At 38.2% G+C, this 21,405-nt stretch carries 22 protein-coding genes; 21 read left to right on the top strand and 1 reads right to left on the bottom strand.

Annotated elements, in window-relative coordinates:
* The first annotated feature begins 34 nt into the window (after nt 1–34).
* The 19 genes from HMPREF1535_RS14965 to HMPREF1535_RS14875 all read left to right on the top strand — a co-directional run bounded on the left by HMPREF1535_RS14965 (nt 35) and on the right by HMPREF1535_RS14875 (nt 17,282).
* Nucleotides 35–1,327, top strand: coding sequence for an inositol-3-phosphate synthase (locus HMPREF1535_RS14965; protein WP_007652868.1), 1,293 nt, complete (start codon nt 35–37; stop codon nt 1,325–1,327).
* 112 nt (nt 1,328–1,439) lie between these two features.
* Nucleotides 1,440–2,141: a nucleotidyltransferase family protein gene (locus HMPREF1535_RS14960; RefSeq protein WP_046146744.1), complete on the top strand. Its 702-nt coding sequence runs from the start codon at nt 1,440–1,442 to the stop codon at nt 2,139–2,141.
* A gap of 32 nt (nt 2,142–2,173) precedes the next feature.
* Nucleotides 2,174–3,031 (top strand): ATP-grasp domain-containing protein, encoded by an 858-nt coding sequence (locus tag HMPREF1535_RS14955; protein ID WP_046146743.1) that lies wholly within the window; start codon nt 2,174–2,176, stop codon nt 3,029–3,031.
* Complete coding sequence (locus HMPREF1535_RS14950) at nt 3,031–3,948, top strand: CDP-alcohol phosphatidyltransferase family protein (RefSeq protein WP_046146742.1); 918 nt, start codon at nt 3,031–3,033, stop codon at nt 3,946–3,948. Before HMPREF1535_RS14955 ends, HMPREF1535_RS14950 begins: the two co-directional genes overlap by 1 nt.
* Before the next feature lie 4 nt (nt 3,949–3,952).
* Complete coding sequence (locus HMPREF1535_RS14945) at nt 3,953–4,675, top strand: HAD family hydrolase (RefSeq protein WP_007652863.1); 723 nt, start codon at nt 3,953–3,955, stop codon at nt 4,673–4,675.
* An 87-nt stretch (nt 4,676–4,762) separates the two neighbouring features.
* Nucleotides 4,763–5,593 carry a metallophosphoesterase family protein gene (locus HMPREF1535_RS14940; RefSeq protein WP_046146741.1) on the top strand — a complete coding sequence of 277 codons (831 nt, stop codon included), beginning with the start codon at nt 4,763–4,765 and terminating at the stop codon, nt 5,591–5,593.
* Nucleotides 5,574–6,245: a hypothetical protein gene (locus tag HMPREF1535_RS14935; protein ID WP_046146740.1), complete on the top strand. Its 672-nt coding sequence runs from the start codon at nt 5,574–5,576 to the stop codon at nt 6,243–6,245. The genes HMPREF1535_RS14940 and HMPREF1535_RS14935 overlap by 20 nt, the downstream gene beginning before the upstream one ends.
* Nucleotides 6,246–6,716: 471 nt before the next feature.
* Nucleotides 6,717–7,847 (top strand): MraY family glycosyltransferase, encoded by a 1,131-nt coding sequence (locus HMPREF1535_RS14930; RefSeq protein ID WP_046146739.1) that lies wholly within the window; start codon nt 6,717–6,719, stop codon nt 7,845–7,847.
* A gap of 229 nt (nt 7,848–8,076) precedes the next feature.
* A complete protein-coding gene (locus HMPREF1535_RS14925) occupies nt 8,077–8,487 on the top strand; it encodes a sugar 3,4-ketoisomerase (protein WP_046146738.1) in 411 nt (136 codons plus the stop codon).
* Complete coding sequence (locus HMPREF1535_RS14920) at nt 8,480–8,896, top strand: sugar 3,4-ketoisomerase (RefSeq protein WP_046146737.1); 417 nt, start codon at nt 8,480–8,482, stop codon at nt 8,894–8,896. Before HMPREF1535_RS14925 ends, HMPREF1535_RS14920 begins: the two co-directional genes overlap by 8 nt.
* Complete coding sequence (locus HMPREF1535_RS14915) at nt 8,893–9,420, top strand: hypothetical protein (protein ID WP_046146736.1); 528 nt, start codon at nt 8,893–8,895, stop codon at nt 9,418–9,420. Before HMPREF1535_RS14920 ends, HMPREF1535_RS14915 begins: the two co-directional genes overlap by 4 nt.
* Nucleotides 9,420–10,415: a beta-ketoacyl-ACP synthase III gene (locus HMPREF1535_RS14910; RefSeq protein WP_046146735.1), complete on the top strand. Its 996-nt coding sequence runs from the start codon at nt 9,420–9,422 to the stop codon at nt 10,413–10,415. Before HMPREF1535_RS14915 ends, HMPREF1535_RS14910 begins: the two co-directional genes overlap by 1 nt.
* Nucleotides 10,412–11,140 (top strand): 3-oxoacyl-ACP reductase FabG, encoded by a 729-nt coding sequence (gene fabG / locus HMPREF1535_RS14905; protein ID WP_046146734.1) that lies wholly within the window; start codon nt 10,412–10,414, stop codon nt 11,138–11,140. The genes HMPREF1535_RS14910 and fabG overlap by 4 nt, the downstream gene beginning before the upstream one ends.
* 2 nt (nt 11,141–11,142) lie before the next feature.
* Nucleotides 11,143–11,838, top strand: a complete 696-nt coding sequence (locus HMPREF1535_RS14900; RefSeq protein WP_046146733.1) for an enoyl-CoA hydratase/isomerase family protein — start codon at nt 11,143–11,145, stop codon at nt 11,836–11,838.
* Nucleotides 11,838–12,938 (top strand): DegT/DnrJ/EryC1/StrS family aminotransferase, encoded by a 1,101-nt coding sequence (locus HMPREF1535_RS14895; protein ID WP_046147566.1) that lies wholly within the window; start codon nt 11,838–11,840, stop codon nt 12,936–12,938. Before HMPREF1535_RS14900 ends, HMPREF1535_RS14895 begins: the two co-directional genes overlap by 1 nt.
* Nucleotides 12,939–12,943: 5 nt before the next feature.
* Nucleotides 12,944–13,924 (top strand): glycosyltransferase family 2 protein, encoded by a 981-nt coding sequence (locus HMPREF1535_RS14890; RefSeq protein WP_046146732.1) that lies wholly within the window; start codon nt 12,944–12,946, stop codon nt 13,922–13,924.
* Nucleotides 13,925–13,927: 3 nt separating this feature from the next.
* Entirely contained in the window at nt 13,928–15,238 is a 1,311-nt protein-coding gene (locus HMPREF1535_RS14885) for an O-antigen translocase (protein WP_046146731.1), read from the top strand.
* Complete coding sequence (locus HMPREF1535_RS14880; RefSeq protein ID WP_046146730.1) at nt 15,235–16,176, top strand: glycosyltransferase family 2 protein; 942 nt, start codon at nt 15,235–15,237, stop codon at nt 16,174–16,176. The genes HMPREF1535_RS14885 and HMPREF1535_RS14880 overlap by 4 nt, the downstream gene beginning before the upstream one ends.
* Nucleotides 16,176–17,282, top strand: coding sequence for a glycosyltransferase (locus HMPREF1535_RS14875; RefSeq protein WP_052716720.1), 1,107 nt, complete (start codon nt 16,176–16,178; stop codon nt 17,280–17,282). The genes HMPREF1535_RS14880 and HMPREF1535_RS14875 overlap by 1 nt, the downstream gene beginning before the upstream one ends.
* On the opposite strand, the gene HMPREF1535_RS14870 is transcribed toward HMPREF1535_RS14875, so the two are convergent.
* On the bottom strand, nt 17,279–18,496 hold the full coding sequence (locus tag HMPREF1535_RS14870) for a transposase (RefSeq protein WP_046145492.1): 1,218 nt from the start codon (nt 18,494–18,496) through the stop codon (nt 17,279–17,281). The two genes, HMPREF1535_RS14875 and HMPREF1535_RS14870, sit on opposite strands and share 4 nt — an antisense overlap.
* Nucleotides 18,497–18,881: 385 nt before the next feature.
* Here HMPREF1535_RS14870 and wecB point away from each other — a divergent pair, with 385 nt between their 5' ends.
* Nucleotides 18,882–20,003: a non-hydrolyzing UDP-N-acetylglucosamine 2-epimerase gene (gene wecB, locus HMPREF1535_RS14865; protein ID WP_046146729.1), complete on the top strand. Its 1,122-nt coding sequence runs from the start codon at nt 18,882–18,884 to the stop codon at nt 20,001–20,003.
* 3 nt (nt 20,004–20,006) lie between these two features.
* Nucleotides 20,007–21,260, top strand: a complete 1,254-nt coding sequence (locus HMPREF1535_RS14860) for an O-antigen ligase family protein (protein WP_046146728.1) — start codon at nt 20,007–20,009, stop codon at nt 21,258–21,260.
* Nucleotides 21,261–21,405 lie beyond the last annotated feature (145 nt).

Below are 21,405 nucleotides of genomic sequence, written 5' to 3'. Positions count from 1 at the left end.
AAATTTGCACAATTATTTTTGAACTTAAATTGACATGGAAAAAATCGAAGTAAAAGAAGCTAAAGGGAAACTTGGCATTCTCGTTGTGGGTGTAGGTGGAGCAGTATCAACCACCATGATTACAGGTACTCTGGCTGCTCGTAAAGGAGTAGCGAAACCAATCGGCTCAATCGCCCAGATGGCGACTATGCGATTGGAAAGCGGAGAAGAGAAAGCAATCAAAGACATTGTGCCTTTGGCTGATCTGAACGATATTGTATTCGGCGGTTGGGATATATTCCCCGATAATGCATACGAAGCTGCCATGTATGCTGAAGTATTAAAGGAAAAAGACCTGAACAATGTGAAAGAAGAATTGCAGGCCATCAAACCGATGCCGGCTGCATTCGATCACAACTGGGCTAAACGCTTAAACGGAACGCACATCAAACAGGCTGCCACCCGTTGGGAAATGGTAGAACAACTGCGCCAGGACATCCGCGATTTCAAGGCTGCCAATAATTGCGAACGTATCGCTGTTTTATGGGCTGCAAGTACTGAAATCTACATTCCTCTGTCAGATGAACACATGTCGCTTGCCGCATTGGAAAAAGCGATGAAGGAAAACAATACGGAAGCTGTTTCCCCGAGTATGTGTTATGCTTACGCTGCTATCGCAGAAGGCGCTCCGTTCATTATGGGTGCTCCTAACCTGTGTGTAGACACGCCGGCTATGTGGGAATTCTCCAAACAGATGAATGTTCCTATCTCCGGAAAGGACTTCAAGAGCGGACAGACATTAATGAAGACTGTATTGGCTCCGATGTTCAAAACACGCATGCTGGGTGTAAGCGGCTGGTTCTCCACCAACATCTTAGGAAACCGCGACGGCGAAGTATTGGATGATCCTGCAAACTTCAAGACAAAAGAAGTTAGTAAACTGTCTGTGATCGACAATATCTTCGAACCTGAAAAATATCCGGACCTTTATGGTGACGTATATCATAAGGTACGTATCAACTATTATCCTCCCCGCAAGGATAACAAGGAAGCATGGGACAACATCGACATCTTCGGATGGATGGGCTATCCGATGGAAATCAAGGTAAACTTCCTTTGCCGTGACTCTATCCTCGCCGCTCCTATCGCTCTCGACCTGGTATTGTTCAGCGACTTGGCTATGCGTGCCGGTATGTCCGGTATCCAGACTTGGTTGTCATTCTTCTGCAAGAGCCCGATGCACGATTTCGAACACCAGCCTGTTCACGACCTGTTCCAGCAGTGGAGAATGGTTAAACAGACTTTGCGTGATATGATCGGAGAAAAAGCACCTAGCTATCTGGATTAATACACACATATAAAAAGACTTCTTCTATCCGTCCAAAAACGATTTTTTCCTCGGATAGAAGAATTTCTTTTTCATATATCAATCATCTTAATTCAATTAGTTTCTGACAAATATGGATTATGCAATCATTGCAGCTGGCGAGGGTTCCCGCTTGGTGCAAGAAGGAGTAAAATGGCCCAAACCACTGGTACAACTAAACGGTACGGCGTTAATTGATCGTTTGATCAATGTTTTTCTGAAAAACGATGCGTCATCTATCAATATTATTGTAAATGAAGAAATGACGGAAGTGCAGGAGCACTTGCGAAAACTGGAACTACCTGTTCCTTTTTATCTGCTGGTTAAATCCACGCCCAGTTCCATGCATAGCTTTTATGAGCTCAGCCATCATCTGGACAGCGATCATATCTGCCTGACAACCGTCGACACGATTTTCAAAGAAGAAGAGTTCGGCGGATACATCCAGGCGTTCCTGAAAGATAGTCAATTGGACGGGTTAATGGCAGTAACCGATTTTATAGATGACGAAAAACCTTTATACGTAGATACAGACAACGATTTAGTAATCCGGGGCTTTCTGGATAAACAAGGAGAACCGCCATGTTCTTATATCTCTGGCGGTATTTACTGCCTGCGACGTTCCGGACTGAAAGTTCTGAATAATGCAATCGGACAAGGCATGTCACGTATGCGCAACTACCAACGTCAGCTTATTGCTGAAGGATTAAAGCTGAAAGCTTATCCATTCAGCAAAATCGTAGACGTCGATCATGCCGAAGATATCAAAAAGGCCGAAGATTTTTTAAACAGTTGATAGTTGACAAGTGACAACTAAATAAAAAAGTAATGAGTAAACTAACAATAGCAGGCATCCGCCGGGAAAATCAATTTTCCCCCAACCATATTGGTAACGATGCCGCCATCTTCTCTCTGACCGTCCAACATCTGCGCGATCTGGGATGTGAAGTAAACGAATACATAGAGTCAGATCTGATAATCCATCACTTTGAAGAGACAGCCATCTTCAATATGGTCAGAAACTGGACTTCTATCCATAAACTACAGCAGATGGAAGATCAGGGTTATACCGTTATCAACTCCGGCTATGGAATAGAAAACTGTACACGCGAGAAAATGACCCGCCTGTTAATGTCGAACAACATCTCCCATCCGGCCAGCTTGATCCTTCCCACCGATGAAGACCCGACAGCCGCACTGGAAAAAGCCGGATTTTATAACTGCTGGATCAAACGAGGCGACTTTCACGCCATCCACCGGGAAGATGTCACCTACGTCAGGAATCCGGAAGAAGCCAAAACAATCCTGAAAGAATACGCCATCCGCGGAATCAAGACTGCCGTAGTCAACGAACATCTGGTTGGCGACCTGGTTAAGTTCTATGGCGTGACCGGAACTGATTTCTTTTATTGGTTCTACCCCTCCAACCAACATCACAGTAAATTCGGGTTAGAACAGATAAACGGAACGGCCAAAGGCATTCCGTTTGACGATTCAAAGTTGCAGCAACTTTGCAGCCAGGCGGCAGAAGTACTGAACATTCATATTTACGGTGGTGACTGTATTATTTCAGATGACGGATCGATCCGGCTGATCGATTTCAATGACTGGCCCAGTTTTGCTCCCTGCCGGAACGAAGCTGCTCCCCAAATTGCCCGCCGCATCTATAATTTAATCAGCAAGTAATGGAAGAAACAAAAAAGAAACCCGATATAGAGTCTACACTCAAATCCCTGGATACCGAAGAGTTCATCGATATCCACTTCTATCGCCCGATCGGTTATCGTTGGGCTTTATTCTTCAATAAGCTGGGAGTATCCCCCAATGCAATTACCGTAGCCAGTATATTTATAGGTATTGCAGCCGGTATTTGTTTCTATTACCAGAGCCTGACAATAAATATCATCGGTATGTTATTGCTTATCTGGGCAAACTCATACGACAGTGCCGACGGACAGCTGGCCCGCATGACCGGTAAGAAAACGCCATTGGGCCGTATTCTGGACGGAACAGCCGGCGACTGCTGGTTTATTGCTATCTATGCCGCCATCTGCCTCCGGTTGACACCGGAATGGGGTATCTGGATCTGGATATTTGCCGCTATCACCGGATTTTTCCACAGCAAACAAGCCGCCATGGCTGATTATTACCGGAATATCCACCTGTTATTCCTGAAAGGAAAAGCCGGAAGCGAACTCTCCCACTCTCCCGCCCTGAAAGAGAAATATAAGACGATGAGTTGGAAAAAAGATTTTATCTACAAACTTTTTGAAACATTTTATATCAACTATACCGTCGGGCAGGAAGCATTGTCGCCGAAGTTTCAGAAAATGATGAACATCATCCGGACCAAGTATCACGATGAAGCTCCGGAATGGTTCCGGAAAGCCTTCCGTGAAAAGAGCCTTCCGATGATGAAATACACGAATATGCTGTCATTCAACACACGTGTCATTGCTTTATTCGTCAGTCTTTTCATCGATATGCCCTGGTTGTATTTCGTATTTGAAATGACAGTATTGAATATCATGCTGGCATATATGATCGTAACACACGAACGTTTCTGTGCTCAATTCACTAAAGAACTCGAATCAAAATCATAAATATATGTTCGAATCAGACAAGATAAAAGGAATCATATTCGATTATGGCGGTACCATCGACAGCAATGGCATGCACTGGGCCGAAGTGATTTGGATGGCTTATCAGGCCGAAGAAGTACCGGTGAGCAAAGAGATCTTCCGGAATGCCTATGTGCACGGCGAACGGACGTTAGGTAAAAATCCGATCGTAAAGCCCCATCACACTTTCCTCGACATGCTGCGCCTGAAGACAGACATACAGATCGAATGGCTCAAAGCCGGCGATTTTATCCCCGAAGCGTATGCCACTCCCGGATTAAAACAGCGGCTGGCCGACTGGTGCTATGCTTATGCACGGAAGTCGATCGACACAGCCCGTCCCATACTGGAGGCATTGTCTCAAAAATACCCGCTGGTACTGGTCTCCAATTTCTATGGGAACATCGAATCCGTACTAAAAGATTTTCATCTGGATACTTATTTTAAATCGATTGTCGAATCAGCAGTTGTCGGTATCCGCAAACCCGATCCGGCTATATTCGGGTTAGGTGTAAAAGAATTATCATTACCGGCAGAAACGATCGTCGTAATCGGAGATTCTCACGATAAAGACATTATCCCCGCTACGTCTATCGGCTGCAAAACAATCTGGCTGAAAAGTATCGGCTGGAGCGATTACCGGGGGGATGAATCGGCCGACCTGGTTATTACCGATTTCACAGAACTGGAACAGGCATTCAGCCTATAGACTTTCTGACCATCAATAATTCAATAGAAACCTTTCCAATCATAAAAGTAGTCCTATCTTTGTTACCAAAAAGACAGGACTACTTTTATGATAAAAAAATATGCACTAGTACTATTCGTACTACTCACATCATGTGACCTGATAGACTACCATCCATACGACGGCAGAATCACGTACAAGGAAGACAAAGATATCAATGAAATGAATATTTTTAAAATCCGGAACGCCTGCCAGGATAAAGACACCATCCGTTTTATCTTTACAGGCGACACTCAGCGCTGGCTGGATGAAACGAATGACTTCGTGAAGCATGTCAACCAACAGGACTCTATCGATTTTGTCATTCACGGAGGTGACCTGACCGATTTTGGTATCAAAAAAGAATATATCTGGCAACATTCAATTTTATCCAAGCTAAAAATACCTTATGTTGCCCTGATCGGCAATCATGACATTATCGGCAACGGGGAATTGGTATACGAGGATATGTACGGTCCTAAAAACTTCTCATTCAGCGTCGGCCCCTCACAGTATTATGGTGGAGGTGGTGCAATCCGTTTCATCTGCCTGAATACGAATGCGCTTGAATACGATTACTCTATTCCTGTACCCGATTTCTCCTTTATAAAGGGCATACTGAACAGTACAACAGAAGATGATAAATGCACGATCTTTGTTATGCATGTGCCGCCCGGAAGCGAGCAATTCAATAACAATGTGGCAGATATCTTCCAAGAAAAGATACGGGAATTTCCCAATCCTCTTTTCTGCTTGCATGCCCACGATCATAACATTGCCGCCCGCGACCTGTTCGATGACGGGATCATTTATTATTGCTGCGACAATATCGGCAAACGTACTTATTTACTCTTTACCGTAACACCTGATGACTACTCATATGAAATCGTTAAATTTTAAATTACTACTGCTCTTAACCTTGCTTTTTCCGTTTTATACAAATGCTCAGGACAGTATCCCTGCCCCGACTTTGTATGACAGACATATAGAAAGATATACCTCACTATGGGAAAATCTTATCCCCCGGTACAGTAAAATACAATTTGCCGGTTCCATGGGCATGTTCTCTTTCGGCATCGGATGGGACTACTACCGCCATCACTGGGAAACAGACCTTCTCTTCGGATTTGTTCCCAAAACCACCCGTAACCTGAAAGCTGAAAGTTCAAAAAAACGTCACACCATGGCAACATTCACGATAAAGCAAAATTATATCCCCTGGAGAGTCCCTTTGCATAAAAACATTGATTTTGAACCGTTAACAACAGGGTTATACATTAACACCCTGCTTGACAGAGATTTTTGGGTACAAAGCCCTGATAAATACCCTAAAGGTTATTACTTCTTTTCAACAAGAATACGAACCCATATTTTTCTTGGTGAACGTGTCACCTTTAAATTCAATAATCCGGGAAGATGGCATAAATCAGTCACGCTGTTTTACGAACTCAGCTCATGCGATCTGTATATCCTTAACAAATTTGGAAACAAATATCTGAAGCCGAAAGACTATCTCAGCCTGTCATTTGGCCTGAAGTTTCAGATATTGTGATAAGAAATATTATACTTCCATAAGAGATTACTCATCACTACATTATAATAAATACAAATATTTGTATATGCCACAGACTATATTTATTATTTTTAACCAGCAACCGCACACTGCTTATTGTACAGTTTAACACATAAAAACAATCTTCGAAAAAACTGCAAGACAAGAGGCTGAACCACCTTTCACAACACATAATAACAAGCTATAACCCACAGACATACCATAAAAAGTAATGACTAAAAAAAACGATCGTTTTTTTTAGTCACCGCAAAGGTATGCATTTTATTCATATCTACAACAAAGAAAAAATATTTAGATTTTAATTTTCAAAACTTATATAGAAATTGCTTCAATTGTTAAAATAGACAAAATAATGACTACTTAAAACGATCGTTTTAGCTAGTCATTGTTTTTCGTGAGCTCACTTCTGTGACTGACGAACTTTGTTGTGTCAATACCTTATAGTTTGTTATGATTTATATATTCATTGCTATTTCTCTATTTATATCAATAGTTCTATCAGCGCTTATTATTCCAAGGATTCTCGTCGTAGCTTTCCGAAAAAAGTTATTCGACATCCCCGACGAACGAAAAGTCCATAGCGGAATAATTCCCCGTCTGGGCGGCATATCATTTGTCCCCACCATCCTATTTTCATTGGCTTTCACCACCGGATTAAGGTATCTTATCGGTTATGAAATCGCCATTGACAGCCTTCATTTCATAGTTCCTGAATTTTATTTCTTAGTCTGTGGCTTAACGTTATTGTATTTATCAGGCATAAAAGATGACTTGGTCGGACTGCGTTACCGAAGCAAATTCGTTATACAGATCATAGCAGCCTCCCTTATCCCCCTGTCCGGCCTATGGATCAACAATTTATATGGTCTTTTCGGTATTGAAGAACTGACTCCCTGGCTAGGAATTCCTTTTACAATCCTATTAACAGTATTCATTGTCAATGCGATCAATCTGATAGATGGCATTGACGGATTAGCATCCGGGTTAAGTAGTATATCACTGTTAACTCTCGGCAGCTTATATATCTATTATGGCCAGTGGATTTATGCCATGCTCGCTTTTTCTACACTGGGAGTACTACTTCCCTTCTTCTATTATAATGTTTTTGGTAATGTAGATCGCTGTAAAAAGATATTTATGGGGGATACTGGGAGTTTGACACTAGGATATATATTAGCTTTTTTGGCCATTTCCTACACCAATAATAATCCAGAAAGAGCTCCATATTCAGAGGGGGCTATCGTTATTGCCTTTTCTACTTTAATAGTTCCTATGTTTGATGTGATCCGGGTTATATTGGTGCGTGCCCGAAATCACAAAGGGTTATTTGACGCAGACAGAAATCATATACATCACAAATTTTTGGATATGGGTTTCAGTTCTCGTAAAACTATGATCTGTATATTGGCAATGGCGTTGTCTTTTAGTATTGTCAATATTATATTAGCATCTGTCATAAATAACAATATATTGCTTTTGGCTGATATAACTATTTGGATTGGACTGAATTTATGGTTTGATAAAATTCGTGATCGTAAAAAGAAAAAAATATACGCAAAGAGTACTATTGACAGAGGCTAATTGGAATGAAATTGTCTCTATCCTCGAAAGTCAGCTGTAAAAGAGCTCTAAATGAAGGAGAAGAATGATTGAATATTGTATTAAGTTATTATTAATGGATTAAACAAATATATTTCAATTTATCTCACACATGCAAACGTAAAAAAAGAAGTGTTTTCCAAATTACGAACGTCCAAATAAGACGCAAACAACTAAAAGAAATAAAAATATTAATCTATAATTAGATTAAATGAATAAAATGCAAAGTAAAATTATCAATTTGCCTAAAATATTCGACAGACGAGGTAATCTTTCTTTTATTGAGGTTAATAATCATATTCCATTTGTAATAAAAAGAACTTACTGGATTTACGATGTACCTGGTGGAGAAACACGTGGAGGACATGCTTACCGAGAAAATGAAGAATTCATTGTTGCCTTAAGCGGTAGCTTTGATGTTGTATTAAATGATGGGACACATGAACAGCATTATCATTTAAATCGCTCTTACAATGGAATTTACGTACCCAAAATGATATGGCGATCTATGGAAAATTTTTCAACTAATTCATTGGCGCTTGTTTTGTCTTCAAAAGATTATTCCATAAATGATTATATACGTGATTTCGATCAGTTTAAAAAGGAGGTTCGTCATGTCTAAATCTTCAACGGCTTATGATTGCACGTTAGTCTATTTTGATAAGCATCATAGTGAAAAAGGAAATATAAGCGTAGCCCAGAATATGAAAGATATTCCTTTTGAAGTTAAACGGGTTTATTATTTGTATGATGTTCCGGGAGGAGAGAGCCGGGGAGGACACGCTCATTATGAATTAAAACAATTGATTATTGCTGCGAGCGGTAGTTTCGATGTTATGATAGATGACGGTAATGTTAAACGTACATTTACTTTAAATCGTCCTTACCAGGGGTTGCTTATTTCTCCGGGATTATGGCGGGAACTGAATAATTTCAGTAGTGGTTCGGTATGTCTGGTGCTTGCTTCAATGGAATATGACGAAGCGGATTACATACGTAATTATGAAGAATTTATAGCGTATAAGAAATGAAAGAAAAGAAATTAAGATCAATAGAGATAAGTGAGCCCTGGCAGGTTGAAATAATGCGGCATATTTATAATGATAATTTGGATATGTTATCAACCAGACCGCTTCAAGCGAATGATTATTATACCCAGCAAAAATGGTGGAATGAAAATAAAGATAAATTATGTGGGTATTTGTATGAACCTCTTGATCGGCCGGGAAAATTCGTAGCCTTCTTGGTTTTGACCGATAGGGGCAATTTCGATACGCCGATCATTGCAATTCAAAAAGAAGAATGGGGAGCGGGGTATGGTCAAGAAATTATTAATGATTACATAGAGAAAGCCAATAGACCATTAGCTGGATCACAGTTGCAGTCTAATGGGGCAATATGTCATATAAATAAAAAAGTAGGATGGCAAATTGTAGGACATAGAATACTTGAAAATGGACAAATTGTTGATTTGTTGTATCATAAAGGAATAAATCCTTCCATTGAAAATCCAGAGAAAATATATCAAGAAATTATTAAATACCATTCGTTATAATGAGACAGGTTGTAAAAAATGTAAAAATAATAGGGACGGGATCATACATTCCTGAAACAATCTACACGAATCAATATCTTGAAACAATAATCCCGACTAACGATGCCTGGATTCGTGAGAATCTTGGAATTAAAGAACGGCATATTGTTGCTGATAATGAAACAACGAGTGACCTGGCTGCACAAGCTGCAATACGTGCTGTTCAGGATGCCAGATTGACTGTTGACGATATCGATTTGATAATCGTCGCTACTGCGACTCCTGACAGAAAAGCTCCTTCAACTGCGGCAATTGTTCAGGATAAAATAAAGGCATATAATGCCGCTGCATTTGATATTTCTGCTGTGTGCAGCGGTTTTTTATTTGCTATGTCGGTTGGTTCGCAATATATAGCAAGCGGTGTGTATAATCATGTATTGGTGATCGGTGCCGATACGTTTTCTCGAATTATTGATTGGGAAAGACGTGATGCTGTGTTCTTTGGTGATGGGGCGGGTGCTGCTGTTCTGTCTGCTGCTAATGTGACGGAAGGTTTTCTGGCATATCGGTTATATACGGATAGCAGCAATAAAAAATTTGGTTTTACAGTTCCGGCAGGAGGTTCCGAGATGCCTATAAATGAAGAGGCGCTTGCTAAAAGGTTACAGTATTTTCAAATGGATGGTAGAGCTGTTTTTGATTCGGCCGTTTCTGTATTGCCTAAAGCTATTTCACAGGTTCTTGCCGATACTGGATTATCGATTGAGGATATTGACTTGATGATTCCTCACCAGCCCAGTATAAAAATTCTTCGAAAAACTGCGGAAATAATAGGTTTGCCTTTTGAGAAGGTGATGACAAATATGGATAAGTATGCCAATACTTCCGGTGGAACCATTCCTATATTATTGGATGAAGTTAGAAAGTCCGGTAAAATAAAATCAGGAAACATTATATTGTTTGCAGCTGTTGGTAGTGGTTGGACATATGGAGCTGCAATAATTAAATGGGAATGATGGAAAATAAAATAGTTTTTATAACAGGTGGCGATAAGGGCATCGGTAAGGCAATCGTATGCCGTTTTGCTGAACTTTATAAAACGGTTATTTTTACATATAATAAAAATGTAGAGGGGGCGAAGGAAGTTGGCGAGGCTTTTTCTAATGTATTTTTTTATCAATGTGATCTTGCTAATGCCGGTCAGTGTGAAAATCTTGCTAAAGATATAATCCGGACTTATGGGAAAGTAGATATTCTAATTAATAATGCCGGATATGATAATGATTCCACTTTTCTAAAAATGGAGAAAGATCAATGGGATACTGTTATTGATATAAATTTACGCTCTATATATTATTTTACACAGTCTTTTAGCCGCATTATGTCTGAGTGTAAGTGGGGAAGGATTATTAATCTTACGTCTATTGCGGGGTTTACCGGCGCATTTGGAAAATCGAATTATGCAGCAGCAAAAGCTGGAGTGGTCGGGTTTACAAAATCTTTGGCAATGGAGTTGGGTAAAAAAGGAGTGACGGTGAATGCAATAGCTCCCGGTGCGATTAAGACTGAAATGCTCATGCGTATTCCGGAAAAATACAGAGAGGGAATTATTGGAAATATTCCTGCCGGAAGATTTGGCGAACCGGAGGAAGTTGCTGATTTAGCGGAATTTTTAGTTAGTGATAAAGCTAAATATATTAATGGACAGACCATCCATATCAATGGGGGATCTTATTTATAGGAATGATACATTCTAACCTTATAGATCATATTAAGTATATAAAATTATCATCTGGAAAGGGTAATTTGCTCACTTCTTCCGACGTTGAAGTTTTACGTGAAATTTTGCGTGAAAGTGCTCAGAATAAAGACATTTCAGGATTGGTCATTTCCGGAGAAAGGCATTGTTTTTGTACAGGTTTTAATGTGGGTGGTACTGGAAATACAGATTTGCATTTTTCTAATTTCGATGGCTTTTTAATCGAACTATTCTCTTTTCCGAAACCGGTTGTGGTTGCCATTGACGGTCATTCGATAGGAGGTGGGCTATTACTGCAATGCTGTGCGGATTACGTTGTTGCATCAGATAGTAAAATGACAAAAATAGGTCTTCCGGAACTGAAGCTCGGTCTTACTGTTGATAAATTAATGATAAGTCTTTTAAATTATAATTTAAGGAGGCCGAGGCTATTGCAGAAACTGTTATATAGTGGAGACTATATAACGATACAACAGGCAAAAGAAATGGATATTGTAGATGACATTATAGAGGGAAGCGTTCTTGAAACGGAAGCCCGGAAGGCTTGTTTGAAACTCTGTGAATATGCCCCGGTAGCTTTTGGAATAACAAAATTGAAGCTGCGTGAACATACGCTTCAACAAATGCAGGCTTCGTTAAATGATAAATGTTATAAGGTATTTAATGATTTGATGAAATGATGATAAAATTTTTAGACCTACAAAAGATAAATGCTCAATATGCGGAAGAATTAAAGTCTGCTGCTGCTGACGTGATAGATTCCGGTTGGTATTTACAGGGAAAACAGAATGAAGAATTTGAAAAAAATATCTGTCATTTAACGGGTTCTCCGTATGCTGTTGCAGTTGCCAACGGGCTTGATGCTTTAAGGTTGGTTTTACGTGCCTATATAGAAAAGGGTGTAATGAAAGAAGGGGATGAAGTTATTGTTCCTGCGAATACATATATTGCGACTATTTTGGCGATCACAGATAATAAATTGAAACCTGTTTTAGTAGAGCCTTTAATTGAAACCTATAATATCGATATCAATAAAATAGAAAGTGCCATAACCTCCCGTACGCGGGCGATAATGGTTGTGCATTTATATGGGCGGGTGGTTTGGAGTAAAAAGCTGGAATCGATAGCTCAAAAATATAATTTGAAAGTAATTGAGGATAATGCACAGGCTATAGGGGCAGAATATGAAGGAGTGAGGACAGGACACCTCGGGGATGCTGCAGGTTTTAGTTTTTATCCTGGTAAAAATTTGGGAGCATTAGGAGATAGTGGTGCGGTGACTACGAAAGATCCGGAAGTTGCCAGAATTGTTCGTGCTGTTGCAAATTATGGATCTGAAAAGAAATATGTCAATACATATATGGGTTTAAATAGTCGAATGGATGAAATTCAGGCTGCATTTCTTAATGTTAAAATAAAACATGTTTTACAAGAGAATGCTTGTCGTCGGGAGATTGCAAATTATTATTGTAGTCACATAAAGAATTCTAAGATTATTTTACCCGAACAACCAGTCGATCCCATGGAAAATGTGTATCATATTTTTGCTGTGCGTACGGCAGATCGTGATGCGCTACAGAGTTATCTTGCAGAGAATGGAATTCAAACATTAATCCATTATCCATTGCCTCCACATAAACAGATTTGTTATAAAGATTGGAATAATCGATCTTATCCTATTACTGAAAAAATACATAGGGAAGTATTATCGCTGCCAATGAGTGCAGTACTGACAGAGGATGAGGTTAAAGCCGTCGTGGAGATTATTAATAAATTTTGACCCGTATGCCGAGGATTTCTGTGGTTATGCCAGTCTATAACGGAGAATCCTATCTTGAAGAGACTCTCGATTCCTTGTTAGCTCAAAGTTTTCAGGATTATGAGGTTGTGTGTGTGAATGATTCATCGACAGATCGTTCCCTTCAAATTCTTGAACGGTATGCCCAACTTGATTTACGTATTAAAGTTTATACAAAACCGAATCAAGGATTAGCTTCTTTTTCTGTAGCTTACGGATTAGAACGTGCGAGAGGTCAATATTATATGTATTCCTCGCAAGACGATCTTTATGATGTAGATTTGTTAAAAAAGGGGATTGAGCTTGCAGATAAAATGAAAGCAGATGTGGTGATCCCTAATTTAGTATGTTATTCTGGCAATAAAGATGATATTTCAATAAGGACTTTTTGGCGGGAAACAGTCCCCGATTTTGAACATGTGACCCCACATGATGCGTTTGTTTTAAGTCTTGATTGGAGAATTCATGGATTTGGTTTATATCGTACGGAAATAGTTAAGCGTGTAGGGATCGAAACATTTAATTATAATAGTGACGAATATACTACACGTAAATTATTACTTAATTGTTCTAAGATTGTATTTAGCGATGCAATTTTTTATTATAGAATAAATAATCCCAATGCGATTACTAAAAAAATGTCATTTAAACTATTTGATGTTTTTTATACAAATCAAAAATTAGAGGAATTAGCCCTTGAACAAAAGGTTCCTATGGAGGCAATCATAAAATTGAGAGAATTAGCTCTTAATGATGTTGCAATCAGGCAAAAGCTTTTATTTATCTATGGAGATAGCCTTTCTGGATATGAACGTCGCGAAGCTGCCTTGAAAGTGAAAAACGCCTATCGGAACATCCGGGATAAAAAAGAATTGTATAAAAATGATAAATTCAGGCGTCTGCTGTTTACTCATGGTTTTAAATTATTGAAGTTCTCAATGAGAGTACGTGCTTTTATCAGTAAATAAGCTATGAGAGAAAAGATAAAAAAAATATTTTTTTCAGCTTTAAAAAATGATTTGATAAAAGTATTTTCACTCACAGCGTTATCGACTTCAGTAAAAATGGTAACGGCTTTGATTACAACCAAAGTTGTAGCTATTATTGTTGGTCCTTCCGGAGTGGCTTTGTTAGGTCAGCTTACCAATTTTGTAACCATAATATTGAATCTTGCTTCAGGCGGTATTAATAATGCTATTACTAAATATATAGCAGAATATAAAGAATCCGATTCGAAGATTACAGCATTATTATCTACGGCATTTCGTATCATCGCTGTTTGTTCTGTTGTAACAGCAGTTATTATGGTGTTGTTTAACGAACGTATAAGTCGGTGGATCCTGTTTTCTGAAGAATATGGTTTTGTATTTGTTGTTTTTGGCTTGACTGTAATCTTTTATGCAATAAATAATATGTTGATTTCTGCAGTAAATGGTTTTAAATGTTTTCGTTTATATACCATTCTAAATATTGCAGGAAGCATATTAGGGGTGATTTTTTCTGTGATTTTTGTTTTAACGATGGGGCTTAGTGGGGCGATGATTGCAACTGTTACGTATCAAAGTATTGTATTGGGGGTTACCTTTGTTTTATTGCGTAAAGAATTATGGTTTAAAATTAGCCGTTTTACAGATAAATTAAACAAAAAAATATTTTGGCAGTTTTTAAAGTTTTCGTTGGCTTCTATTGTATTTATTGTTTCGGCACCTATTTCTCAGATGTTACTTAGAGGTTATGTTATTGCAGATATATCAGAATCTCAAGCTGGGATATGGGAAGGGATGAACCGAATTTCAATGATGTATATGATGGTTATAAGCATGTCTCTAACGGTGTATTACATCCCCCGATTGTCGGAATTACAAACAAAGGAAGAAATCAGAGAAGAAATTATAAAAGCTTATAAATTTCTTGTTCCTCTTCTTTTGGTTGGTTTTATTTTAGTCTATTTCTTGCGTCATATTATTATCTGGATTTTATATACTCCTGATTTTGTATCGATGGAAAGGTTGTTTGGGTGGCAATTGCTTCTCGATATGGTAAAGGCTGTCAGTTTTGTTGTTGCTTATTTACTTATAGCTAAAGCTAAAGTATTTATATATACTGTCACAACCCTTGTTTTTTCTGCATTGTATTTATCTGTAGGTTATATTTTATTGAGAATTCAAAACGATGTAGTTGGAATAATACAGGGGGAGTTATTAACACAAACACTTTACTTCGTAACTATTGTTTTTATATTGCGCAAAACGTTGTTTAGACGTTATTATAAATTTTCATGATGAATCCCCGGCATACTATATTACTAATTACTTACCGTCAAGCTTCTACCATCGAAGCATGTTTGGATTCTATTTTTTCACAATCCGTTGCTCCTTACGAGGTTGTGATTGCTGATGATTGTTCTCCTGACAATACATGGGATATCATTCAACACTATGCCTCTAAATTTCCGACTATAATAAAAGCTATTAGACATCCTCAGAATCTTGGTGTTTTCGGGAATTTTAATGAATTGATAAAATGTGTTTCTGGAGATTTTGTAAATATTGTGGCTGGGGATGATCTTTTACCTCAGGGTATTCTTGAAAAATATAATTATTTTATAGAAAAACATCATTTGAATTGTAATGATTCATTTGTAATTTATACGAATAGCCTTGTTCTTAAACCTGATGGAGAAATGATTTTTAAAAATAATAGAATCAATTTTAAAGAAGATATGTTTGAGGCCGGAGTGGAACAAGGTATGTGGAGTTGGGATACAGGAATGAGTGCAGGGCTTATGCGTAGGATGCAGGAAGGTATTCGTACAGATTTGGGATATCAGGCGGATTTACTATGGCATTTAAAAAAGGCCGTAAATAGCGATAATAGTTATTTTATGGATGAGATCGGATATATTTACCGGGCTAATATTGGTGTTTCTGTCGGTACAAAATATCAAAAACATTTGGAAAGTAAGCGTCTTGTCGTTGCTGAAATTATGAGGCAATTTCCAGACCGAATTACCCCTAAAGTAAAACGGTATTTTGAATTTGATGATTCATGGATGCTTTATAATGCTCAACCTTCGTTTAGAACTTATTGTAATTTTGTCAAACATTACTTCAATTATGGACGATTTCCTCAGGGGAATATTCATCATAATCCCTTCAAAGTCTTGTTGCCTATATGGGCAAAAAACATAATTAAAAAATTGATTAGACGTAGTTATTAATGCATATTGCTATTGTGACTCCACAGATGATCGTCGGTGGAGCTGAAACTTATATTATTATTAAAAGTCGTTGGCTGATTGCTCATGGTCATCAGGTAACTGTCGTATCTGCTGGGGGATGTAATGTGAGTAATTTACCATCACAGGTTGAACATGTTGAATTTATTACAGAAATTTCTCCCGGTGCTTTTAGTTGTAATGAATATGAGGATTATTTAAAAAAACTGGCAAATATATTGATCGCTCGGAAGATCGAGGTTATTGAAGCGCATAATACTTCTCCTGCAATTCATGTCGCTCAGGCTTATAAATATCATAAAATTCCATTTTTAATTAATATCCTCAATGAGCGGACTTATTTGTATAACCCTTTTCTTAAGATATTGACAAAACGACTTGCAATGACAGGAGTATTATATACTCTCACGAAACAAATGGTCGTTTTTATTGAATCTCAGTTGAAAAGAAAGATAAAGGCTAATATAATACCGATTCCCGTAGAGGGGGTTCCGCTCATGGAACAAATGGAAGGGAAAGAACAGAAAGAAATGTATATTTTGTCTGTATGTCGGATGGAGGCTGATAAAATGTATGTTAAATATCTTATACAGGAATTTGGGGTATTATTACAAACTCGACGTTTACCTATAACTTGTAAACTCCATCTTGTGGGAGAAGGGAAATTACTTGATACTGTAAAAAAACTGGTTCAAAGGGTGAATGAGAATGTAGGTGCTGAAGTTATTACGATGTTAGGAACTTTAGTAGGGGAAAAGTTATGGCAGGAGTATCGTGGAGCGAGCCTATATGTAGGGACAGGTACTTCATTGCTTTTGGCTGCATCCTGTGGAAAGCCTGCATTGATACCGGGATATACCATAAAGTCTATGCCTTATGCATGGGGGGTATGGGGAGAACGTGAGAGCGATGTAGAAGTTTTAGCGACAACAGAAAAACAAAATAATCCCCGAAGTAAATATTGCGACATTATTGAAGAATTATTGGTGAAATGTCCGTCGAGGGCAATTGAGGCTGGTCGTAATGCCCATAGAATTTATAATGCTTATTATAGTATCAATAGTTCGTTAAAAATTCGCCACGCCTAAGCGGCTCTGGCAGTAAATAAAATGAGTTCTTTGAAAAGTTTGTCAATAACTTGCATGTCTGGGTTAATCCCGAACACGCAAATAAATCGTTCAAGCATATAAGCATTGTGTATGAAAGACTTGCAGGAGGATATGGAATAGGTTATTCCGAGCCTCTTACATGCGGCTTTGGCCAAGTTGACAGCTGCAAGCGACGCATTGAAGTGAAAATCCAACTTTCTGAAGTCGGTTGACTGACAGTTGGTGATTCCCGCATGCTGCTTGCCATCTCTAAAGCAAAATTCCAGCTGGAACCTGGTTCTGTAATAATCCAGAACCTCACGTCCATCCATCGAATCGTCTGTAGAGAAGTAAAGTTGCCACTTGTCTGTCCTTCCGTCCATCGGATACCAGACGGATAAGGAAACATACCTTTTGAGAGCTTTTGCATATACCCTCAATCCGTATAGTTTTCCCTTGTTCACCTCGTATTCCTTGCACCGGGTCAGATCCAGATTGGCAAAGTCAATCCTGCCGTCAAACCACTTGGGATGACCACGTTTCCCTGTTTTCTTTTCCAATGTCGGATAGTACAGGATTACATCATTCCTAAAGCGGCTGATGACATGGAAATCGTTCTCACACATAGGCGTTATGAAAGTTTCCTTGGAAAAGAATGCGTCTGCAACCACCGTTCTGGATATGCTCTGTATCTTGTCTTTTTTGCTGATAAGATAGCTGCTGTACCAGTCAACGAGGTTTTTGCCCATATTATCCAAGGTCTTACAATCCGGCGTCTGAATGGAACCTAAAGTCATGCAATCATGGTTGTCGATGTCAATGACCCCGATGCCCAAGATTTCCAATCCTCGCTTATAATCTCCTGCACAACCAGACCAGAAGTAACCTATCCAAGGTGTCTTCTTGCCTGATTTGGGGATATAGGAAGGATCGATGGCGATGGCTTTTCTTTTACCTGTGAGATGCTTGCTGATGATAGAATCATTGAACGCAAACCAGTCGAAAGTTTCATTCTCAAAAAGGCTACGGTATGTCTGTTCCGAAAAACGTCCATACCTGCCCAATTGGAGGAAGTTTATACGATCAGGGATAGCCATGAATAATTTCATTGCATCCATGAACGTTTTTTCAAAAGGTTTTTGTATATTCACGACTGATTTGAGAGCCGAGAGGCACTCAAATTGGTATTGCATAAGGAGTGTTTCTTTAGTCATAATCAGATGAGTGCAAGATTTCTAATTTACTAAAAACCAATGAATTATGCAATACTTTTCACCTTTATTATCAGCAGGTTAGCACTCTTTTTTCAGCACATTTCTTCATGCTTAACCATTCGTTTTTGACAACATTTCAATGACCTCTTTAGTGTTTTCGAACCAGCTTTTGCCGGTTCTATTGTTTAACTTTTAATTTTTCGGTAAAAATTTACCGAAGTATTGATAGTATAGAACCTATAATGGAGCGCTGGCAAAAAGAATATGGAAACATTGTTATGATTTTTTCTAAAAAAGCAGTTGAAATAGAGAAAGCTATAGATATCACGTTCCATGTGAAACTATACCGTATTGTCTGGAAATGTTATAATATAATTCGCAAACGATGAAAAAAATATTACTTGTTTTTGGTACACGTCCGGAAGCAATAAAAATGGCTCCGTTAGTTAAAGCTTTTAAAGCAGATACTGACTTATTTGACTGTAGGGTTTGCGTTACAGCTCAGCATCGGGAAATGTTAGATCAAGTGTTGGAATTTTTTGATATACATCCTGATTATGATTTAAATTTGATGAAGCCTAATCAGACATTAAATGGTATTTGGGCTGATATTTTACTTCATATGAAGCCTATTTTGGATACTTGGCGACCTGATTGGGTGCTTGTTCATGGTGATACAGCTACTTCGACTGCGGGGGCATTGGCCGCTTATTTTAGTGGTTGCAAGGTTGGACATGTTGAGGCGGGGTTAAGAACGTTTGATAAATGGTCTCCTTTCCCTGAAGAAATGAATCGCCAATTGACAGGAAGGTTGGCAGATATACATTTTGCTCCAACTTTACAATCTAAATGTAACTTGCTTAGAGAGGCTATAGATGAAAATAACATTGTGGTTACTGGAAATACGGTAATAGATGCTTTACATCAGAGTGTTGATAAAGTCAATTCATTGAACTATACCAATTCTGAAATTGATAATTTGAAAAAAATTCTCGATCCCCAGAAAGATTTTGTTTTAGTTACAGGACACCGCCGGGAAAATTTTGGGCAAGGATTTATCAATATATGTAATGCACTGAAAGATATAGTTGAAAAACGTCCTGCTACACAGATCGTTTATCCGGTACATCTTAATCCGAATGTAAAAGATGTAGTCAATAGTATTTTAATGGATGTTCCCAATATTCATTTAATCTTACCACTGAGTTATCCGAGTTTTGTATGGGCGATGGATAAAACGAAACTTGTAATAACCGATAGTGGAGGGGTACAGGAAGAGGCTCCTTCGCTTGGAAAACCGGTTCTTGTTATGCGCGATACAACTGAACGTCCTGAAGCTGTCGAGGCTGGTACTGTGGTATTGGTTGGAACGAATCGGGATAAAATTGTGAGTGAAGCTCTTGATCTATTGAATAATACTTTACGATATGAAACCATGAGTCGTATAGCTAACCCTTATGGTGATGGAAATGCCGCAAATAGAATAGTTGAAAAACTAAAATATTAAAAGTTGAAAATTACTATTGTGCGTCGATGGGCGTTATGGCTATTGACAGTATGGTTGATTTTTTTTATTAACCCTTTTGTCGATGCAATAACAGGATATATTGTTATGTCTGACAGTAGCGAAGTCGGAGGTATCGGATCTCCTTCTCAAATGTTTCGGTTGCTATTGTCAGGTCTTATGTTGGTGCAAATTCATAATTCCCGTCATTTGATTTTTATTTTGTTGTTTGTCTTTTATCTTGTTGTTCTGGAGTTATTTAATTTTATTTTCCACACAGACTTGATGGGGTTGACAATAGGAATAACTTATTCTTATAAGTTAGCCTTTGGGATACTGATGTATTTCGTAATAGATAAATATATCCAGAAAGGATGGTTAGAATTTAATAGATTGCTGGATTATACAATTTATTCTGGAGTTATCTATTGTGGATTGGTTTTGTTTGCCGATTTGTTAGGAATAAGCTATCCTTCATATAGTGGAGTAAATTTAGGTTCCCGGGGAATTTTTGCTTCTGCTAACGGGCTTGGTATATATGTAGGGGTATGTTCTTTATTGGTAATTTATAAGTATTATAAATCACCTCAAAAAATATATTTATTCTTTTATTTATTGATGGCTTATGTATTACTGGGATTAATGACTCGTGCTGCAATTGGTATTTTGCTTGTGGGAGTGACATTATGGTTTATCAATATGCCTTGGAAATATAAGCTCATGAGTTTAGGAGTTGGTTTTATTTTAATTGGGATATTTATAGAGCCTGTCTCTAAGGTGGTTCGTTCATCAACAGAAATGATCGTTTACCGTTTACAGGATGCAGATATATCATTTCAAGGTTTAGTCATAGGAGGACGGCAGGAATTATTTGATCGGGCGACGAAAAACTTTACAATAGAGAATGGATTGTGGTATAGGCTTGTTGTCGGTGGAGGATATTTTCTTTCTTACCGGAACCCGTTTAGTATGGCTTCTGAATACTCTCCAATACTGGAGGCGGATCTATGGGATGTCTTCTATATGTTTGGGATTGTTGGATTACTTGTATATGGTAGGCTATTTATCTATGGTTTGTGTATAAGTAAGCATGCAACATTATCTTATATATTAAAAATTGCCTGGATAATGCTTTTTTTCCATTCTGCTTTTGCCGGACATGTTATACAAAATGGAATGTCTGTAATGGTAATGGTGTGTTTGATGATATTATTGAAATACATCGGGTCGGAGAAAGTTCAAGGTCAATTGTGTTCTTGATGATTATAATTCCTTTCTAAATATTTTTTCATAATAAAGTAATGATAGGGAAACTTAGCTCTGTTGGCTTTATTAAACTTTTTATGTCAGTGTATATTCCTGTGTTTCTCAGGATGTTTTATGATGTAGGTTTTTACTCTATTAT

This window comes from Parabacteroides goldsteinii DSM 19448 = WAL 12034 (assembly GCF_000969835.1).
Taxonomy (GTDB): Bacteria; Bacteroidota; Bacteroidia; order Bacteroidales; family Tannerellaceae; genus Parabacteroides; species Parabacteroides goldsteinii.
The sequence above is the reverse complement of the archived record's forward strand: the minus strand, read 5'-3'. Positions and strand labels throughout refer to the sequence as shown.

What these genes read in the sequence shown, in the direction of transcription:
- HMPREF1535_RS14965 (WP_007652868.1), top strand. Translation starts at nt 35, where the DNA reads ATGGAAAAAATCGAAGTAAAAGAAGCTAAAGGGAAACTTGGCATTCTC.
- HMPREF1535_RS14960 (WP_046146744.1), top strand. Translation starts at nt 1,440, where the DNA reads ATGGATTATGCAATCATTGCAGCTGGCGAGGGTTCCCGCTTGGTGCAA.
- HMPREF1535_RS14955 (WP_046146743.1), top strand. Translation starts at nt 2,174, where the DNA reads ATGAGTAAACTAACAATAGCAGGCATCCGCCGGGAAAATCAATTTTCC.
- HMPREF1535_RS14950 (WP_046146742.1), top strand. Translation starts at nt 3,031, where the DNA reads ATGGAAGAAACAAAAAAGAAACCCGATATAGAGTCTACACTCAAATCC.
- HMPREF1535_RS14945 (WP_007652863.1), top strand. Translation starts at nt 3,953, where the DNA reads ATGTTCGAATCAGACAAGATAAAAGGAATCATATTCGATTATGGCGGT.
- HMPREF1535_RS14940 (WP_046146741.1), top strand. Translation starts at nt 4,763, where the DNA reads ATGATAAAAAAATATGCACTAGTACTATTCGTACTACTCACATCATGT.
- HMPREF1535_RS14935 (WP_046146740.1), top strand. Translation starts at nt 5,574, where the DNA reads ATGAAATCGTTAAATTTTAAATTACTACTGCTCTTAACCTTGCTTTTT.
- HMPREF1535_RS14930 (WP_046146739.1), top strand. Translation starts at nt 6,717, where the DNA reads ATGATTTATATATTCATTGCTATTTCTCTATTTATATCAATAGTTCTA.
- HMPREF1535_RS14925 (WP_046146738.1), top strand. Translation starts at nt 8,077, where the DNA reads ATGAATAAAATGCAAAGTAAAATTATCAATTTGCCTAAAATATTCGAC.
- HMPREF1535_RS14920 (WP_046146737.1), top strand. Translation starts at nt 8,480, where the DNA reads ATGTCTAAATCTTCAACGGCTTATGATTGCACGTTAGTCTATTTTGAT.
- HMPREF1535_RS14915 (WP_046146736.1), top strand. Translation starts at nt 8,893, where the DNA reads ATGAAAGAAAAGAAATTAAGATCAATAGAGATAAGTGAGCCCTGGCAG.
- HMPREF1535_RS14910 (WP_046146735.1), top strand. Translation starts at nt 9,420, where the DNA reads ATGAGACAGGTTGTAAAAAATGTAAAAATAATAGGGACGGGATCATAC.
- fabG (WP_046146734.1), top strand. Translation starts at nt 10,412, where the DNA reads ATGATGGAAAATAAAATAGTTTTTATAACAGGTGGCGATAAGGGCATC.
- HMPREF1535_RS14900 (WP_046146733.1), top strand. Translation starts at nt 11,143, where the DNA reads ATGATACATTCTAACCTTATAGATCATATTAAGTATATAAAATTATCA.
- HMPREF1535_RS14895 (WP_046147566.1), top strand. Translation starts at nt 11,838, where the DNA reads ATGATAAAATTTTTAGACCTACAAAAGATAAATGCTCAATATGCGGAA.
- HMPREF1535_RS14890 (WP_046146732.1), top strand. Translation starts at nt 12,944, where the DNA reads ATGCCGAGGATTTCTGTGGTTATGCCAGTCTATAACGGAGAATCCTAT.
- HMPREF1535_RS14885 (WP_046146731.1), top strand. Translation starts at nt 13,928, where the DNA reads ATGAGAGAAAAGATAAAAAAAATATTTTTTTCAGCTTTAAAAAATGAT.
- HMPREF1535_RS14880 (WP_046146730.1), top strand. Translation starts at nt 15,235, where the DNA reads ATGATGAATCCCCGGCATACTATATTACTAATTACTTACCGTCAAGCT.
- HMPREF1535_RS14875 (WP_052716720.1), top strand. Translation starts at nt 16,176, where the DNA reads ATGCATATTGCTATTGTGACTCCACAGATGATCGTCGGTGGAGCTGAA.
- HMPREF1535_RS14870 (WP_046145492.1), bottom strand. Translation starts at nt 18,496, where the DNA reads ATGACTAAAGAAACACTCCTTATGCAATACCAATTTGAGTGCCTCTCG.
- wecB (WP_046146729.1), top strand. Translation starts at nt 18,882, where the DNA reads ATGAAAAAAATATTACTTGTTTTTGGTACACGTCCGGAAGCAATAAAA.